Annotated in this window: 18 protein-coding genes; 9 read left to right on the top strand and 9 right to left on the bottom strand. The window is 62.7% G+C overall.

Translation table 11 applies throughout. From position 1 onward, the window contains the following. Positions 1–80: 80 nt before the first annotated feature. Entirely contained in the window at positions 81–953 is an 873-nt protein-coding gene (gene map, locus HMPREF0291_RS06870; protein WP_040424368.1) for a type I methionyl aminopeptidase, read from the top strand. A gap of 101 nt (positions 954–1,054) precedes the next feature. On the opposite strand, the gene HMPREF0291_RS06875 is transcribed toward map, so the two are convergent. The 4 genes from HMPREF0291_RS06875 to HMPREF0291_RS06890 form a co-directional block, all read right to left on the bottom strand. Next, positions 1,055–1,450, bottom strand: a complete 396-nt coding sequence (locus HMPREF0291_RS06875) for a hypothetical protein (protein ID WP_005289700.1) — start codon at positions 1,448–1,450, stop codon at positions 1,055–1,057. Positions 1,451–1,501: 51 nt separating this feature from the next. Continuing rightward, entirely contained in the window at positions 1,502–1,873 is a 372-nt protein-coding gene (locus tag HMPREF0291_RS06880; RefSeq protein ID WP_005289702.1) for a hypothetical protein, read from the bottom strand. Positions 1,874–2,100: 227 nt separating this feature from the next. Then, the gene (gene mtr / locus HMPREF0291_RS06885; protein WP_040423625.1) at positions 2,101–3,513 is read right to left on the bottom strand and encodes a mycothione reductase; all 1,413 of its coding nucleotides are present in this window, start codon (positions 3,511–3,513) and stop codon (positions 2,101–2,103) included. Beyond that, complete coding sequence (locus tag HMPREF0291_RS06890; protein WP_040424370.1) at positions 3,495–4,490, bottom strand: alpha/beta hydrolase; 996 nt, start codon at positions 4,488–4,490, stop codon at positions 3,495–3,497. Before HMPREF0291_RS06890 ends, mtr begins: the two co-directional genes overlap by 19 nt. Positions 4,491–4,640: 150 nt before the next feature. Between HMPREF0291_RS06890 and mqo the strand changes: the two genes are divergently transcribed. Next, entirely contained in the window at positions 4,641–6,188 is a 1,548-nt protein-coding gene (gene mqo / locus HMPREF0291_RS06895) for a malate dehydrogenase (quinone) (protein WP_050748808.1), read from the top strand. Between the two features lie 28 nt (positions 6,189–6,216). Here the strand turns inward: mqo and HMPREF0291_RS06900 are convergent, their stop codons facing one another. Beyond that, entirely contained in the window at positions 6,217–7,401 is a 1,185-nt protein-coding gene (locus HMPREF0291_RS06900; RefSeq protein ID WP_005289709.1) for a protein adenylyltransferase SelO family protein, read from the bottom strand. A 24-nt stretch (positions 7,402–7,425) separates the two neighbouring features. Between HMPREF0291_RS06900 and cobA the strand changes: the two genes are divergently transcribed. After that, positions 7,426–8,166 carry a uroporphyrinogen-III C-methyltransferase gene (gene cobA / locus HMPREF0291_RS06905; protein WP_005289711.1) on the top strand — a complete coding sequence of 247 codons (741 nt, stop codon included), beginning with the start codon at positions 7,426–7,428 and terminating at the stop codon, positions 8,164–8,166. After that, positions 8,150–9,133 carry a class I SAM-dependent methyltransferase gene (locus tag HMPREF0291_RS06910; RefSeq protein ID WP_040423628.1) on the top strand — a complete coding sequence of 328 codons (984 nt, stop codon included), beginning with the start codon at positions 8,150–8,152 and terminating at the stop codon, positions 9,131–9,133. The genes cobA and HMPREF0291_RS06910 overlap by 17 nt, the downstream gene beginning before the upstream one ends. On the opposite strand, the gene HMPREF0291_RS06915 is transcribed toward HMPREF0291_RS06910, so the two are convergent. Then, a complete protein-coding gene (locus tag HMPREF0291_RS06915; RefSeq protein ID WP_005289716.1) occupies positions 9,105–9,626 on the bottom strand; it encodes a thermonuclease family protein in 522 nt (173 codons plus the stop codon). The two genes, HMPREF0291_RS06910 and HMPREF0291_RS06915, sit on opposite strands and share 29 nt — an antisense overlap. Positions 9,627–9,634: 8 nt before the next feature. Next, a complete protein-coding gene (locus tag HMPREF0291_RS06920; protein WP_005289717.1) occupies positions 9,635–10,354 on the bottom strand; it encodes a hypothetical protein in 720 nt (239 codons plus the stop codon). A 75-nt stretch (positions 10,355–10,429) separates the two neighbouring features. Here HMPREF0291_RS06920 and HMPREF0291_RS11325 point away from each other — a divergent pair, with 75 nt between their 5' ends. Continuing rightward, a complete protein-coding gene (locus HMPREF0291_RS11325) occupies positions 10,430–11,350 on the top strand; it encodes a hypothetical protein (RefSeq protein WP_156774826.1) in 921 nt (306 codons plus the stop codon). Between the two features lie 150 nt (positions 11,351–11,500). Here the strand turns inward: HMPREF0291_RS11325 and HMPREF0291_RS06930 are convergent, their stop codons facing one another. After that, the gene (locus tag HMPREF0291_RS06930) at positions 11,501–13,297 is read right to left on the bottom strand and encodes a proline--tRNA ligase (RefSeq protein ID WP_040424378.1); all 1,797 of its coding nucleotides are present in this window, start codon (positions 13,295–13,297) and stop codon (positions 11,501–11,503) included. 31 nt (positions 13,298–13,328) lie between these two features. Here HMPREF0291_RS06930 and yaaA point away from each other — a divergent pair, with 31 nt between their 5' ends. Further along, positions 13,329–14,072: a peroxide stress protein YaaA gene (yaaA, locus tag HMPREF0291_RS06935; protein ID WP_040423630.1), complete on the top strand. Its 744-nt coding sequence runs from the start codon at positions 13,329–13,331 to the stop codon at positions 14,070–14,072. Positions 14,073–14,096: 24 nt separating this feature from the next. Here the strand turns inward: yaaA and HMPREF0291_RS06940 are convergent, their stop codons facing one another. Further along, positions 14,097–14,942: a hypothetical protein gene (locus HMPREF0291_RS06940; RefSeq protein WP_005289725.1), complete on the bottom strand. Its 846-nt coding sequence runs from the start codon at positions 14,940–14,942 to the stop codon at positions 14,097–14,099. 38 nt (positions 14,943–14,980) lie between these two features. Between HMPREF0291_RS06940 and rimP the strand changes: the two genes are divergently transcribed. From rimP to HMPREF0291_RS06955, 3 genes are all read left to right on the top strand, one after another. Next, positions 14,981–15,562, top strand: a complete 582-nt coding sequence (gene rimP / locus HMPREF0291_RS06945) for a ribosome maturation factor RimP (RefSeq protein WP_040423632.1) — start codon at positions 14,981–14,983, stop codon at positions 15,560–15,562. Further along, positions 15,559–16,584 carry a transcription termination factor NusA gene (gene nusA / locus HMPREF0291_RS06950; protein WP_005289728.1) on the top strand — a complete coding sequence of 342 codons (1,026 nt, stop codon included), beginning with the start codon at positions 15,559–15,561 and terminating at the stop codon, positions 16,582–16,584. Before rimP ends, nusA begins: the two co-directional genes overlap by 4 nt. A gap of 94 nt (positions 16,585–16,678) precedes the next feature. Continuing rightward, complete coding sequence (locus HMPREF0291_RS06955) at positions 16,679–16,951, top strand: YlxR family protein (RefSeq protein WP_040423635.1); 273 nt, start codon at positions 16,679–16,681, stop codon at positions 16,949–16,951. Positions 16,952–16,995 lie beyond the last annotated feature (44 nt).

A 16,995-nucleotide genomic window follows, 5' to 3' on the forward strand; every position in this document is an offset into this window, starting at 1 on the left:
TTCGGGCTGAAGGGCGGTACTAGAATGCTGCCTCGGACCCGCCCCGTTCGGTTTTGGTGCGCGGGACTAACATGGCCCGCATGAACCCACGTGGAAAACTCACTCCTGGTAAGCCGACCCCGCAACTCGAGGTGCCTGCGGACATTGAACGCCCTGAATACGTCTGGAAGAACGAGGTCCAAGAGAATGTCGGCGAGCCGGTCATCCAAACCCCGGAGACCATCGAGGCGATGCGGGAGGCGTCCCGTATCGCGGCGAACGCTCTCGAAGCGGCTGGCGCTGCCGTTGCCCCCGGCGTGACGACGGATGAGATCGATCGCATCGCCCACCAATACATGATCGACCACGGTGCTTACCCGTCAACGTTGGGCTACCGAGGCTACCCGAAATCCACCTGCATCTCGCTCAACGAGATCGTGTGCCACGGCATCCCGGATACGACCGTGATCCAGGAAGGCGACATCGTCAACATCGACGTCACTGCCTTCAAGAACGGAGTCCACGGTGATACCAATGCGACCTTCCTCGCTGGCGAGGTTGCCGAGGAGCACCGCCACTTGGTCGAGCGCACTGAGGAAGCCATGATGCGCGGCATCAAGGCCGCCAAGCCTGGCCGTCAGATCAACGTCATCGGTCGAGTGATTGAGGCCTATGCAAAGCGCTTCGGCTACAACGTGGTCACCGATTTCACCGGCCACGGTGTCGGCCCGACATTTCACAATGGTCTCGTTGTCCTGCACTACGATTCCGATTCCTACACCGACATTCTCGAACCCGGCATGACCCTGACGATCGAGCCGATGATCAACCTGGGCGAGTTGCCGTACGACGTCTGGGACGACGGCTGGACCGTCCAGAACCGCGACGGTGAGTACACCGCTCAGTTCGAGCACACCATCGTCATTACCGATGACGGCAACGAGATCCTGACCATTCCGGACTCGCAGCGCTAGGTCGTAGATCTTCCGCCTGCTTGGCGTACGCACGAAAAAAGGGAACCGCCGAAGCGGCTCCCCTTTCTCTATGGGAATCTAGAGCGAATCTAGAAGTCTATTTACCACGGGATCTGCGGCAGCAGGCCCTGGTTCAGGGCGTAGTTGCCCAGACCGATCACAGCGCCGATGGCAGCCAGGACGGAAACGGCAGTGAAAGCCTCGTGCCAGATGCGCGCCCACTGCGGCATATCTTCCGGGTTCGTGAAGAAGTTGTTGATATCGGCAGGCTTGCCAGCATCGGTGGCCTTGCCGATCTCGTGACGCACGTTACCCCCGCCGAGCTTGCCGAGCAGGTCCTTCAGGGGGGTGTCACCCTCCTGGTTGTAACCGATGCTGGAGCCCGAGCTCTGTGTTTTGGTGTCTTGAGTCTCCTCTGCCATTGCGACGGAGGTACCACCGAAAGCGACAGCGGTAGCGGTTGCGGCTGCGAGGGCAGCGTTGCGGAACTTGCGCATGATATTTCCTTACTACTGAAAGGTCGGGTGATTTTCGAAGCTCGAACGCAGTTACTTAGCGAACGGACCGTACTTGATGAAGTTGTCGATCGGGCCAGCGATCGCGCCAATCACAGCAGCGATGCCGAGAATCCAGGTTCCGACGTACAGGGCCTTCCAACCAGCCGGGACGTCCTTCCACTTCTTCTTGTCGCCGAAGATGTCCTCGCCCTTAGCCTCAGTCTGCTTCTCCGAGAGTTTCTCGCCTTCGGTAGCCTCTTCCTTCTTGTTCTCGTCGCCCTCAGGCTGGGTATTGGCGTCTGCCGGAGCCTGCGCGGCCGGTTGTGTGTCGGTGTTCTCCTGGGCCATTGCAACGGAGGTGCTGCCGAATGCAACAGCAACGGCGGTAGCGCCGGCGAGTGCGGCGTTGCGGAACTTACGCATAATACGAATCCCTTTCTGTGGATCTAGGTGGGGGCCAGCGGAACCAGGCTTCAAGCAAGATTGGAGTTTGCTGGAAGTCTGATCCACTTTCCAGAGAAACATACTAGCGCATGGCAGGCTGCTTTGCCTATATGACCTGGTAATTTTCAGGTTCTGATGTGTCTCTCAGGAACCTGGACGGCTGCCAGGGAGCGTACAGACTGCGCGGATTGAGCGGCGGTGGAACCTTAGACCGGCGGAAACTCGAAATCGAGACCCAGAATCGCGTTCTCCGTGACCTCCGCGAGGGCAGGGTGAATCCAATACTCGCGACGCGCCACGTCACGCAAATCTAATCCAAAACTTATGACGGTGATCATCTGTTGGATCAGAGTCGCGGCTTGTGGGCCCATGTAGTGAGCACCAAGGAGTTTGGCGGTCTTCTTGTCGGCAATGAGCTTGACGGCGCTGGTGGAATCCTCCAGGGCCCAGCCATAAGCGACGTCGCCGTAGGACTGGATCTTGGTGGTCACCTCGTACCCCTCGTCGCGCGCTTGCTGCTCGGTGAGACCGACAGATGCGATCTGCGGGTAGGTGAACACTGCGGACGGAACGTGGTCGTGGGGGAGTTTGACCAGGTCGTCGTTGAGAAGGTTGTGGCGCACTGCGCGCAGTTCCGCGTTGGCAACGTGCTTGAGCATGTGTGGGGAGGAGACATCGCCAATAGCCCACACGCCCTCGCAGGTCGTGCGGCCATACTCGTCAACTTTGATGCGGTGGTCGTCATGCATCTCAATCCCGGTGGCATCCAGGTTGAGACGGTCGCCATTGGCCACGCGTCCGGTGGCAACGAGGAGAGCATCGGAGGTGAGGGTGGAGCCGTCGTCAAGCGTGAGCGTGACGCCGCTGTCATCGTGCGACGCGGAGGCGACCGTTCGACCCACGTGCGTTTCGTAGCGCGGAGCTGCCAGGGCGTTGAAGCGGTCGTGGATGTCTTTGTCCAGGTGACGCATGAACGGAGAGCGGTTCACAATGCGCACGTGCGTGCCCAGCGACTGGAACACGTGGGCGAACTCCATCGCGATGTAGCCACCGCCGAGGATGGTAAGCGTTTTCGGCTGCTCCGGAAGACGCATGATGTCCTCGTTGGTGTGGAACGGCACACCAGAGTCGAGGATGACCTGTGGAATGAACGGACGGGATCCGGCGGCGATGAGGATCGTGTCGCCGGTGATCGTGGCGGGCTCACCGTCGATGGAGGTGGTCAGCGTCTTCGGGCCGATGAACTCGGCGTGGCCGTTGTAGAGGGTGATGTTCGGGCACTCCTCACCGCGGCGGTACTCCTCGCCGGAACGGGAGATCACGTCGACGCGGTGGCCGAAGACACGGTCGACGATGGCCGGCCAATCCGCACCCTCGAAGGTGGTGTGGATGCCGAGCCGCTCTGAGTTCGCGGCAGAAGCGGCAGTGTCGGCGGCGACGACGTACATCTTCGTCGGAATGCATCCGGCGTTAAGGCAAGTGCCGCCGAACTGCGGGTTCTCCTCAATCAGCGCAATGGATTTGTCGTCGAACTCCGGGCCGGGCAATGAGTTGCCGGAGCCGGAACCGATGATGATCACGTCGTAGTGGGTCGGGTTTGTCACAGGTTCTCCAACCATTCGTCGAGAGTGTCGAACGCCTTTTGGCGTGCGTGCGGGAGGGATAGGAAGACATCGTGAAGGGCGCCGTCGATAGGCTTGGTCTCGTTGTGCTTGTCGGAGACAAACGGGGCCCAATGCTGGATCTGCTCGATGTCGAGAACCGTGTCAGCGGAGTCGGCGGCCGCCGAGTAAGACTTGCCCAAGTACGAGTGGGACGAGCACAGCGTCAGGGTGGGAACGCCGGCGTCGACAGAACCCTCGTGGATCCGGTCCTGGCCGACCATGACCGCACGTAGCCAACCGAGGTATTTGTCGTGGCCGCCGATAGCCTTCTTCTTTGTATCGAAGTCCCACTGGCCATGCAGGCCCTTGTAAATGGACTCGCCGTATGTGCCTTCGCCCACGGCGGGCAGACGGAGGTTGGGGAACGTCGCGCCGAGAACGTCGACGACAGGCTTGAGCACCTTCACAGCCCAGCCCGGAAACTGCATGTCCAACCAGGGGCTGTTGAGCACTTGGCCGGCGATCTGCTGGTGCGTGCGCCAGTCGTGGCGGCGGACGTGGTCGATCCACAACGGGACGATAAGGCCGCCAGTGGAGTGGGCGAGCGGAATGACGGCACCGTGCTTGGCGGCGATGAGCTTCGTCGCTGCGGTCAGCTCGTCGTAGTAGTAACGCAGGTCGGTGGTGTAGTGCCAGCGTTGGCCCTCCTTGTGGGCGCGGCCGCACTTGCGCAGGTCGATCGCGTAGAAGGGATAGCCCAGCTCTTTGTAGTGCTGTGCGACGTGCTCTTGGAAGAAGTAATCCGACATCCCGTGCACCCACAGCAAAGCGGGTTTACCGTTCGGCTCATCGGGCTGGGATTGGACGAGGACCGCTGCGACCTCGCCCTCCCCGTCGGGGTCGCGGCCCAGGGGGAGAGTGGCGCGGAGGAAACCGTCAAGTTCATCGTTGGTCCAGCTCAATGAGTTCAGGTCCGTTGTGTCGAAATCCATGCCGCCCATTCTAGAGCGTGTCCTAGGTCTCTTCTTCGCGTCACTGTGTCCGCGAGCTGATTTGCTAAGGCGTTGTTACTCGCGTGGAATGGGGGAGGAGTAGAATGCGGAAAAGTATTCAGAGATGACAAGATCAAAGAGGTCATAAAGGTGTCAGCAACCCAGTCCCAGCAGTCCAAGAAGAACACCCAAGGGGACGAGGTTGACGTCCTGCTTATCGGTGCCGGAATCATGAGCGCCACGCTCGGCGCGATGATCCGCCAGCTGGAGCCGAGCTGGTCCCAGCTGATCTACGAGCGTCTCGACGGCGCATCCCTGGAGTCCTCCTACCCGTGGAACAACGCGGGTACTGGCCACTCCGCGCTGTGCGAGCTCAACTACACGCCGGAGAAGAACGGCCGTATCGACGTCTCTAAGGCCATCAACATCAACGAGAAGTTCCAGGTGTCCCGCCAGTTCTGGTCTCACCAGGTTCTCGAAGGCGTGTTGACGGACCCCACCGCGTTCATTAACCCGGTCCCGCACGTCTCTTTCGCCCAGGGCGAAGATCAGATCGATTATCTTCAGCGCCGTTACGACGCGTTGAAGGACAATTACATGTTCCCGGACATGGAATTCACGACCGACCGCGACAAGTTCGCCGAGGTGCTGCCGCTCATGGCCAAGGACCGCGACTTCGACAAGGAGCCAGTCGCGATCTCCTGGACCACGGCGGGTACCGATGTCAACTACGGTGCGCTCACTAACCAGTTCATCGACCACGCTGGGCAGGTAGGCACGGAGGTCCGTTACGGCCACGAAGTGACCAACATCAAGAAGAAGGGCAACTTCTGGCACGTCACCGCCAAGAACCTGCACACCGGTGAGAAGGAGACCACCCGCGCACGCTTCGTCTTCGTCGGCGCCGGCGGTTACGCGCTGGACTTGCTGCGCAAGGCTGGCGTGCCCGAGGTCCGCGGTTACGCCGGTTTCCCGATCTCCGGTGCGTGGCTGCGTACCACCAACCAGGAACTGGTCAAGCAGCACCAGGCCAAGGTTTACGGCAAGGCGAAGGTCGGTGCTCCGCCGATGTCGGTACCGCACCTGGACCTGCGTGTTATCGATGGCAAGCAGTCCCTGCTGTTCGGGCCCTTCGGTGGCTGGACCCCGAAGTTCCTCAAGAAGGGGTCCTACCTGGATCTGTTCAAGTCCATCCGCGTCGACAACATTCCGTCCTACCTGGGCGTTGCCGGCTGGAACTTCGACTTGGTCAAGTACCTCGTCGAAGAGGTGTTCAAGCCGTTTGAAGGCCGCGTTGAGGATTTGCGCGAGTACATGCCGTCTGCTGACGGCAAGGACTGGGAAGAGGTCATCGCTGGCCAGCGCGTCCAGATCATCAAACCGGCCACCCCGCCGCACTTCGGCTCGCTCGAGTTCGGTACCGCTCTGGTCAACGATCAGGACGGCACGATCGCCGGTATTCTCGGCGCTTCCCCGGGTGCGTCTATCGCCCCGGCTGCAATGCTCGAGCTGCTCGAGCGCTGCTTCGGTGAGCGCATGATCGACTGGAGCGAGAAGCTCTACGACATGATCCCGACCTACGGCAAGTCCCTCATGCGTGAGAAGAGCGTTTACGACGAGCAGTGGGCCTACACCCTGAAGACCTTGCGCCTCGACGAGCCTCGGGAGTTTTCCGGCACGACCAGCGCACACGACTAAGCTATCGGTAGGCGTGATCTAGCGCCGGCTACGTCCCGCAGAAGCTGACAAACGGGATGTCGCCCTGGGGCTCGGCCATCCAGGCCGGGCCCGCTTTGTCGTTATAGGGGTCAGTCACGGCGCCGAGCAGCTCAAGGTAGGGCTCGACTGTGCCTTCCTGCTCGGCAGCAGTGATAGCTCGCTCCAGCATCTGATTGCGGGGAATGAAGACTGGCCCATCGCGGTGCTCATGGTTGTAGGCGGTGATGTCCTCAGCGGCAGCGAGAGCGTCTGGATCGGGAATGTGCTTCGCCCAAGCGCTCTCCCAGGTCGGCTCAACTTCCGCGAGCACTTCGCGCAGTGCGTCCTCATTGCTCACGGGAAGCAGCGCCTCGGTGAGGCGTGCGAGGTTCCATGCCATGATGTTGGGCTGGTTGCCAAAGGCGTAGCGCCCACCCCGGTCAATCGAAGAGAACACTGCGTCACCGCGGAACTTCTCAGTGAACGCGCACGGCCCGTAGTCGATGGTCTCGCCAGACAGGGCGGTGTTGTCGGTGTTCATCACACCGTGGACGAAGCCGATGCTCATCCACTGCGCCACAAGGTCGAGCTGGCGCTGCATGACGGTAGACAACAGGTCCTCCGGATCCTCGAATCCAGCAGCGGCAACCACGTCGCGCACTAGCTCGTGCGAGCGCATGGCCGCGTACTGCACGGAGCCGACACGAAGGTGGCTGCGCGCCACCCGCACCACGATGCCGCCCGGGACGTGCCCCTGCTGGCGCAGCACCGTCTCCCCAGTGTTCAGCACGGCCAGTGAGCGGGTGGTCGGGATGCCCACTGCATGCATGAACTCACTGACCAGGTACTCCCGCAGCATCGGGCCAATCGCACCGCGCCCGTCCGAACCGGGCCGTGAGAACGGAGTCGGGCCGGAGCCTTTGGCCTGGAACTCGTAACGTTCATTCGCGGGATCGGGGTTGGGGAGGAGGAGGGCGCGGCCGTCGCCAAGCACGGGCACGAACTGGCTGAACTGATGCCCGGCGTACGCCATGGCGTGGCCGCCGCTCGCTCCAGTGAGCCACGCGATGCCGTCTGTGCTGCGCAGCCAGGTGGAATCTAAGCCGAGCTCCGCAGCGAGTGGCTCGTTGAGCACCACGATCTGCGGGTCAGGAAAGTCCGCGCCGCGCGCGGGGATGGCCATGTCGGGGAGTGCGTCGACAATGTGAGGCATGGCCCTAGCCTAGACTTGATCGCCATGACGAACGGACACGTGACCCTAGTCGGCGGCGGCCCGGGCGAGTGGGACCTGATCACTGTGCGCGGACTGCGTGCTCTTGAGGCGGCGGATGTGATTCTCACCGACCACTTGGGCCCCACGAATCAGCTTGACCAGTTTCTTGACCTCACCGGCAAAGAGGTCATTGACGTGGCCAAGCTGCCGTACAAAAAGCAGGTCGCACAGGAGCGCATCAACGAGCTGCTGGTCACCCACGCCCAAGACGGCCAGTGCGTCGTGCGGCTCAAAGGCGGGGACCCGTATGTTTTCGGCCGCGGTTTTGAGGAGTTGCAGGCCTGTGCCGCCGCCGGCGTCCCGTGCTCAGTTGTTCCTGGCGTGACCAGCGCGACGTCTGTCCCCGCAGCCGCCGGCGTGCCTGTCACACAGCGCGGGGTCACCCATTCCTTCACGGTTGTCTCCGGCCATCTCGCACCCGGTGACCCGCGCTCCCTGGTCGACTGGGACGCTCTCGGGCGCGTCGGCGGGACCATCGTGGTCATCATGGGCGTGCGCCAGGTGCGCCCCATCACGCGTGCGCTTATCGACGCAGGCCTGCCCCCTTCCACCCCCTCCACCGTCATCCAAGACGGCGAAACCGCAGACCAGCGGCAATTCCGGGCGGCGCTCGGGGACTTAGCGGACGTCATGGAGCAAGAAGGCGTGACCAACCCGGCTGTGTACGTCATCGGGGAGGTGGCTGGCCTTGAGGTCCTTGGATAGCCTCATCCTCGAAGTCGCCGATCTCTCTACGCCTGGGGCTGTGGTCGTGTGCGACGACCCGACAGGTGACCTTGTTGCTGCTGCCCTGGAGTTGGGGGTGCCGGTGTACTGCGTTGATTCCGACTACACCCGCGCCCACGCCGCCCACGCAGCTGGGGCCGTTGTCGCCGGCATCGACGGCCCTTTGCGTGCCGATGAGTTCCTGGTCTCCTGCGCTCCTGCGGGAGCTGTGGCCGTCGGAGAGATGCCGAAGTCTTTGGGCCGGCTCGACTATCTCGCGCGCTCACTGGCTTCGGCTGGTGTCGGCCGAGTGGTGTTCGGAGGGAACAACAAGCACCTTGCTCGTTCCATGAACGACGTGCTTGCCTCCTCCTTTGCTGAGGTAGCTGCCTCGCGAGGCCGCGGCAAGTTTCGCTGCCTCGTCGCGTCAGGGCCGCGCGATGTTGCCTACTCGCCGGTGGAGGCAGGCGGGTTCACTGCCGTCGGGGGAGTGTTCTCCGGTGCGCGGGAAGACTACGGCGGGGCGCTGCTCACGTCCACGCTCCTGGATTCCAGGGCGGAACTGGGGAAGGTGTTGGATGTGGGGTGCGGGAACGGGAGCGTCGTCAAGCGACTGCTCGAAGCGGGAGTCGATGCGACCGCGACGGACGCTGATGCTGACGCCGTCCTCTCCACGCGCGCGCTGGGGATCGAGGCGACGTGGGACGATGCAGGTTCGCAGTGGGAGGCGGGGACTTTTGACACAGTCGCCCTGAACCCGCCGTTTCATGACCGCGCAGGCGTAGACGCGACGCTGGTCCAACACCTGCTTGATGCCTCCGTGCGTCTGCTAGCGCCTGGCGGTCAGCTATTCATGGTGCATAACTCGCACCTGCGCTACCGCGGCGAGGTCGAGGCGCGGTTGAAGTCCGTGGAGCAGGTGGCGAGGAATCAGAAGTTCACCGTCCTGCGTGGCACTCGGGGCTGAACATCCCCAACTGCGCTTGGCGGGCGGCGGCCTCCGCCGACTGCATGCGCGAATAGTAGGTGTCATTCGACTGATAGACCACAGCGCACGCTAGCCCCTCTTCGACCAGGAGCTCGTTGATGAAGACGTCCCCGTCGAACACCGCGGCGAGGTCGCGTCCGTACTGGTCCTGGCGCTCCTTATCGTAGACAAGGGTGACTGTTGAGCCGACGGGAGCCAGTTCCTCGAGACGGTGCGCGGCCGCGCTGCCCATGCACTCCTCTGGCTGGCCGTCACGGGCGAGCTCCGGGGCATCGATGTTGAGCAGGCGGAGCCGCAGCCGCTCACCGCTGGAGTGGACGATAAGGGTGTCGCCATCGACAACCCGCTCCACCTGTGCGGTTTCGCCATCGGCCAGAGCCGGGGGCGGAGCGTCTTCCTGCAGCGTCATCTCGAGGACGATGCCAAAGACAATCAACAAGGCGGCGAGAAAACCGAGAGCAGTTTTGCGCATGCTTACCCTTAGATGAACACTGCCACGAAGACGACTACGAATGCAGCCAGCATCAGGAAGGTGCGCTGCCGCACCGGCTTATGAGCCCAGTTCATCTCCACGTTCGCGTTATTGAACGGCGAAATCTGCATCACCATCGGGTCGTTCGGCTCCTTGTACACACCCATTGCGCTGCCATAGCCGAAGTGCTTCTTGCGCTCCACTTCGTCCTCATCGGTAGGCATTTCAGCCAGGACGTTTTGCCATTGCAGCATGCTACGGAAGAGGTTGACCATTGCTGCGCCGATGGCCACGATGAGCACCACAATGCCGACCCCTTCAGGAACCCGGAAAGCGGGCAGGCTCATCGTGATCTGCAGGAAAGCACTCGAGACGGCCACCGCGAGGGCCATCCACGCCATCGCCCGGTCCTGACTTGCCAGGAAACGCGCCGTCTTGTCCGCCGCCGTCTGAGAGAACGGGATGTCGGAACTGTCGGGGACAGGCATGCGTCGATAAGCAAAGGGCGCTTTGGGGCCCGACACCCACAGTGCGAACGTCAACAACGCGGCGAACCACACACCGAACGTCGCCGACTTCACCGATTTCAGTTCCGTGCGGTTGACCGTGCCATCAAATCCAGTCTGCATGGGAACCTGGTTGGGAACCTGGTCGAACTGCAGCATGATGAACACGAACGCAGCCAATGAAACCAGCAGAGACGCGATGTAAATGTGCCGGGTGCGCATTGTTTCAGGTTAACAGGGAACCGAAAGGGGGTCGGGAGCGGTCTAACGAGGTAAGGCTAAGTGTTAGGCGGAACCTTGAAGAAGAATCGTGCGGAAGAATTGTTGTGGATGCTCGTGGATGTGCGCGAGGCGTCCCGGGGGAACACAGAGTTGCTGCAGCGGCTGGTGGACGGGGAACTTATCGCGCTCTCCCGCCAGTACGCCATCGAAAGAACAGTCCTTACCAAGCTCAAATACCACGAAAAGCAATGGCTCCGAGCAGTAGCGGTGGGAAAAACTATGAAGAAGGCTGTCCTGAGCGGAAGGACATCTGCGCGGGTTCTTGGGATGTGGGTAGTCGCAACCAGCACGGAACAAGCCGAGTTGATGCTGCCGTCCGGAGCAGTGCCGGGGAAGCACAAATGGGGAAGAGGGATCGTATACAGAAAAGGGGCTCCATGCGACACCGAAGTGCTAGACATCGACGGGGTGCGGGTAACCGACCACGTGCGGACCGCCTTCGACATTGCAGTGACTCATGGGTTCAAAGAAGGACTCGTCGCGTTCGACTGGTTGCTAATGACCGGCACAGTAACCAAACGCGAACTCAAACGGCGCATACAGATGATGCGCGGCCGACGAGGAGTACCAGTCCTACGGCAGATCCTGGCCTACGCAGTAGACAACTCGCAATCAGCCTACGAGAGCTACGCTCGAGCACTTCTCATCGAGGACGGGATTACTTGCATCCAAACCCAGGTGCAGATCGGACCGTTCACGGTGGACATGATGATAGGCCGCTTGGGCGTCGAAGTGGACGGTGAGGAGAAGTACGACGGCGTCACCTACAAACCGCTAGATGAGACCCTGCGCAGAGAAAGAGATCGAGCCGTTTACATCCAGAATCAAGGCTATCCACTACGGCGGGTTCAGCCAGCTGAGCTCCTCCAGGATCCCGGCGGGTTTGTGAGGATGGTCAGGGAAGCACTGATGGGGATCGAGAACGGTGCTGCGTAGCGGTCTGCGGTCGGTGGTTCGCCGTTGGTGGTTCGCCTTCGATGGTTCGCCGTTCCGCAAAACCCCTGGTCGCGCTAGAAGGCGAACCATGATCGGCGAACCATGCGAGGCTCGCTGGCCGGGCCAGCGTGCGGGCGGCCGGGCCAGCGGCTAGCGGGCCGCCGCGATGAGCTCCTGGACGCGGGAAACAATCTCGTCAGCCGGCACCTCGAGGATCTCCCCGCCATTCTCGCCGCCGCGGATGCGCAGCTCGATGATGCCGTCGGCAAACGAGCGCCCAAGGATGACGATGAACGGCATGCCCAGCAGCTCGGCGTCTTTGAACTTGACGCCGGGGGAGACTTTGGGGCGGTCGTCGACAAGCACGTCGATACCGGCGGCCTCGAACTCGCCGACGAGGCGCTCGCTAGCTTCCATCGCAGCGGCGTCCTTGTTCGCCACCGCCAGGTGTACCTGGTAGGGGGCGATTTCGACAGGCCAGACCAGGCCTTTGTCGTCGTGAAGCTGCTCAGCGATCACGGCGAGCATGCGGGTCACGCCGATGCCGTAGGAGCCCATCGTGGGCACGGCGCGCTTGCCGTTCTCGTCGAGGATCTGCACATCCATGGCTTCGGTGTACTTGCGGCCGAGCTGGAAGATGTGGCCGAGCTCGATACCGCGCGCCAGGCGAAGGGTGCCGTTGCCGGTCGGGGAGGGGTCGCCCTCTTTGATCTCTGCGGCTTCGATGTAGCCGTCGATCTCGAAGTCACGTCCGGCGACGAGGCCGACGACGTGCTGCTGCGCAGCATCGGCACCCGTGATCCACGAAGAGCCAGCCACCACTCGCGGGTCGGCGAGCACGCGCACGCCGTTAGCGTTGAGGCCGCGCGGGCCGACATAGCCCTTGACCAGGAAGGACGACTTCGCGAAGTCCTCGTCGGAGGCAAGCTCAAACGCCGCGGGCTCGAGCGAGGCTTCAAGGCGCTTCTCGTCCAAAGCGCGGTCACCGGGCATGAGGATGCCGGTCAGCTGCGGTCCGACAGGCGTGCCATCCTCAGAAACAACGCGCGGGTCATCGATCTTGACCACCATGCACTTGAGCGTGTCAGCGGCGGTGACTTCACGGTCTTCGACGTTCACACCGGCCGAGTTGGCCCAATCCACGAGCGACTCGATCGTTTCGGACGCCGGGGTTTCGTGGACAACCGCCTCCGGCAGCCCCTCGACCGGACGGTCTGCAGGGGCGATCGTCTGCACAGCCTCCACATTGGCAGCGAAGTCGCCTGCAGTGGACACCACGAAGGTGTCTTCACCGTTGTCGGAGTAGGCGAGGAACTCCTCGGACGCGGAACCGCCCATGGCGCCCGACGTAGCCTGGCAGATCTCGTACTTCAGGCCGACACGGTCGAAAATCGCCTGGTAAGCACGACGGTGAGCAGCGTAGGACTCGGACAGTCCCTCGTCGGTCATGTCGAAAGAGTAGGAGTCCTTCATCACGAATTCACGGCCGCGCAGGATTCCGGCGCGCGGGCGCGCCTCGTCGCGGTACTTGGTTTGGATTTGGTACAGCGTGACCGGGAAATCCTTGTAGGAGGAGTAAAGATCCTTCACAGCGAGGGTGAACATCTCCTCGTGCGTCGGCCCGAGCAGCATGTCCGTTCCCTTGCGGTCCTGCAAGCGGAACAGGTCGTCGCCGTATTCGGTCCAGCGGTTGGTCGCCTCGTAGGGTTCGCGCGGTAGCAACGCGGGGAAGAGCAGCTCCTGGGCGCCGATGGCGTTCATCTCTTCGCGCACAATCTCCTCGATGTTGCGCACGGCCTTCAACCCCAGCGGCAGCCAGGAGTACACGCCCGGCGCGGCGCGGCGAATGTACCCAGCGCGCACCAGCAGCTTGTGGCTGGGCACTTCGGCGTCGGCGGGGTCTTCGCGCAGCGTGCGCAGGAACAGGGTGGAGAGGCGTGTGATCATAAGCTGCAAGTTTAGCGCTAGGGTGTGGGCCATGCTCATCGTGCTCCCACCGTCTGAAACGAAGGCCCCCGGCGGCGAGTCGGACGGCCTCGACGTGTCATTTTCCAGCCTCGATCCGATCCGCCAGGAGATCATGGAGGATCTGGCTGCGCTCGATGTCGACGAGATGATGGCCGCGCTCAAACTGCCCGCGACCAAGCGTGAAGAGGCCGAGGAGAACAGAGCGCTTTTGCGCGCCCCTGTCATGCCGGCCATCTACCGCTACACCGGGGTGCTTTACGACGCCCTCGACGCCGCCACCCTGACCGACCCCGCCGTCTCGCGGATCGCGATCGGTTCAGCACTCTTCGGCGTGGTGATGGGGTCGGACACGATTCCGCGCTACCGACTCTCGGGCGGGTCGAAGTTGCCTGTACGGAAAACTGATGCTGCCGCACAGAAGAACTCGATCCCCACCATGAAGAAGCGCTGGGGCAGCGCGATCACGGATGTCTTACAGGAGCAGGGCTTCGTCGTGGACATGCGCTCCGGTGCGTACCAGCAGCTCGGGCCGGTGCTCGGCGCGGTGACGGTGCGGGTGGAGTCGGTGCAGGAGGACGGCAGCCGAAAGGTCGTCAGCCACTTCAACAAGCACTACAAAGGCGAGCTGGCCCGCGTGCTGGCATCGGCACCGGATGCGGATTCGGTGACGGGTATTCAAGGAGTTGCCGCGATCGCTGAGGCTGCGGGGATGACTGTCGAGATCAGCGACAGAGAGCTCACACTGGTGGTCTGAGCCACTCCGCCACTGTTAAGCCGGTTAAGCGGTGTTGGCGGCGCGCTGGGCGTGCGCCGCCAAATGGATCACCAGTGTGCGCCACTCGGCCGGGGCATCCTCGGTGAACGCGTCGGAGGCAGCTGTGCGCCACCGGTCAACAAGGGTGGCTTCGATGTTGTCCACAAATGCGGCAGCTTCGCCGGGGTTGGTGGGGCCTCCGCCGTCGACCTCATAACCGGGCGCACGCGGGGGAAGCTCGGGGAAGGCGTCGCGCATGGCGTCGATGCGCATGTCGTGAAGCGGACGCAGATTGTCGATGCGTGCCTGGAGATTGTCGTCGGCATACGCAGAGGCGAGATCGAGGCCGAACTGAACGGCATACTCTTCTTTGATCAGCTCGGCGGCGGTCTCTGCCACGGACTCGTCGGCGATGGGTTCCTCCGGCACCGGGAAATCCCAGTCGTCGGATTCGGGAGCGTCCAGGCTGGCAGTGAGGTCGACCGCCTGCGCCACGACCAACGGAACGGACTCGTCGGGAAGCTTGCCGCTCTGGGTGACGAGTGCGTCGGTCAAGGCGACCGCCGCTGCCACATCGTCCTTGGCGCCGGTCGTCTCGCCGGGGCCGCGCTCCACGTCACAGGATGAGGGAGGAAGACCTGCGGAGTCGGTGCCGCAGAGGCGGGTGATTTCGTCGAAAAGCTGGCGGGCGTGGAACTCGCGCATTCCTGCAGCATCCCCATCGAGCGTTCCCGCGTCCGCCTCCGCTTGGCGCGCCAGGGTGAGCAGGTCTCCGTCGGGGTGGGGGCCGAAGACGTAGATAGGCGAGCAGGCGGTCAAGGGCGCCGCCGCGGTGAGAGCTACTGCGGCAAGAGTGCGGGAAAACTTCACGTGGAAGACTGTACCGGCCCGCCCGTACAGTGGTTCTCATGGCATTTCCGGAAGTCGAAGAACTGAAAGAGCTCATCCGCCCCGTCACAGACGCGCGCGGGCTGGACATAGAGGCTGTGCGCACCGTCAAGGCCGGCAAGAAATCGCAGGTGGTCGTCGCTCTCGCGGCTGACGAAGCACCGACGTTGGACCAGCTCGAGGAAGTCTCGGGCGAGCTCAGCGAGCTTTTCGACGCCGCAGAAGCCGCCGGCACCGTCAATTTCGGCGCGGGATACACCCTGGAGGTGACCACTCCGGGCGTGGATCTTCCGCTGACGCAGCCGCGTCACTGGCGGCGCAACCGGGGGCGCCGCGTGAAGCTAGGTGGTGACATCTACCGTGTTGGCCCGCTCGATGACGCGGAGGAAAATGTCGCGTTGATCAGCCCAGCAGCTAAGAAGTCCGACGAACCGGGCGTGCGGGTCGCTCCCATTTCGGATGTGTCGGGTGCGGTGGTAGAAATTGAGTTCAACGCAGCGCCGGAGGCAGAAGTTGAACTGTCCAACATGAGCTTTGCCGACGTGGAGGGCCGTGCGGAGCAATCCGGTGCAGAAGCTGAAGTCAGGAAGGACGACAAGTGAATATCGACATTGCCGCGCTGAAGCAGATCGAGTCGGAGGCAGGAATCCCCGTCGATGACCTGCTGGGAACGATCGCCAGCGCGCTGCTCTTCGCCTACCGCGAGGGCAAAGATGAATTCGGCACTGGCGCAGCGGGGGAGGGCACGAAGGCTCGTGTCGACATTGATACGCAGACCGGTGCCGTGGCCGTCATGGTCAGCGAGCTCGACGACGACGGCAACGTCATCTCCGAGTATGACGACACCCCGGTGAACTTTTCCCGCGTGGGTGCGCAAGCGGTGCGCGACGCGATCCTCAAGCGCATGCGCACGGCCGCCGACAACCGTGCTTACAGTGCGTACTCGGAGCTGGAAGGTCAGGTCGTCTCCGGTGTCGTCCAGCGCGACGCCAGCGCGAACGAGCGCGGCATCGTCGTGGTGCAACTGGGTACGGAATCTGACCCCCAAGACGGCATTCTTTTGCCTGCGGAGCAGATTCCGGGCGAGAAGCTGGAGCACGGCGACCGCGTGAAGTGCTATGTCGTCGGTGTCTCCGGCGGTGACCGCAGGACCACCGTCAACCTCTCGCGGACGCACCCGGAGCTCGTGCGCGGCCTGTTTGCCCTTGAGGTCCCTGAGGTCGCTGACGGCTCTGTCGAGATCGTCGCGATTGCCCGCGAGGCCGGTCACCGCTCAAAGGTGGCTGTCAAGGGTGTGGCCAAGGGCATCAACGCCAAGGGCGCATGTATTGGGCCGCGCGGCGCCCGGGTCACCAACATCATGGAGTCCCTCGGTGGGGAGAAGATCGATATCGTCGACTACTCCGACGACCCGGCTGTGTACGTCGGTAACTCGCTTGCACCATCGAAGGTCGTGCGGGTGGACGTGGTCGACCACGACGCGCAAACAGCCCGCGTGGTCGTGCCGGATTACCAGCTCTCGCTCGCCATCGGCCGCGAGGGCCAGAACGCACGCCTGGCGGCCCGACTGACGGGGTGGAAGATCGACATTCACTCCGATGCAGACCTCAGCGCTGGGCAATAGCGGCTGAGTAACAGTTTTCTGCCTGGGTGGCGTAAGGTAGGACACTGGCTTCTTTCCCGCACGCCCGTGCGGGGTCGGGGCCGCACAAGGGAGTATGAGCGAAAAACATGTACCTATCCGGACGTGCATTGGCACACGCCGTGCACTGCCGGATGCTCGCCTTCTCCGTGTGGTCGTCGCCCCGGATGATCCGTCGCGGATCGTCCCGGACCCGAAGCGGTCCATGCCGGGCCGCGGTGCGTGGCTGACCCCCACGCTGGAAGCGTTTGAGCTGGCGGAGAAACGCCGCGCCTTCGGGCGGGCTCTCCGCGTGTCCGCGCAAGTGGACACAAGCGATGTACGGAAGTACGTAAGTGAAAAGGACTAAAGAACTGATGAGTCTTCAACCATGAAGCAGAAAATGCATCAGCG

It is taken from the genome of Corynebacterium genitalium ATCC 33030 (assembly GCF_000143825.1).
GTDB lineage: Bacteria > Actinomycetota > Actinomycetes > Mycobacteriales > Mycobacteriaceae > Corynebacterium > Corynebacterium genitalium.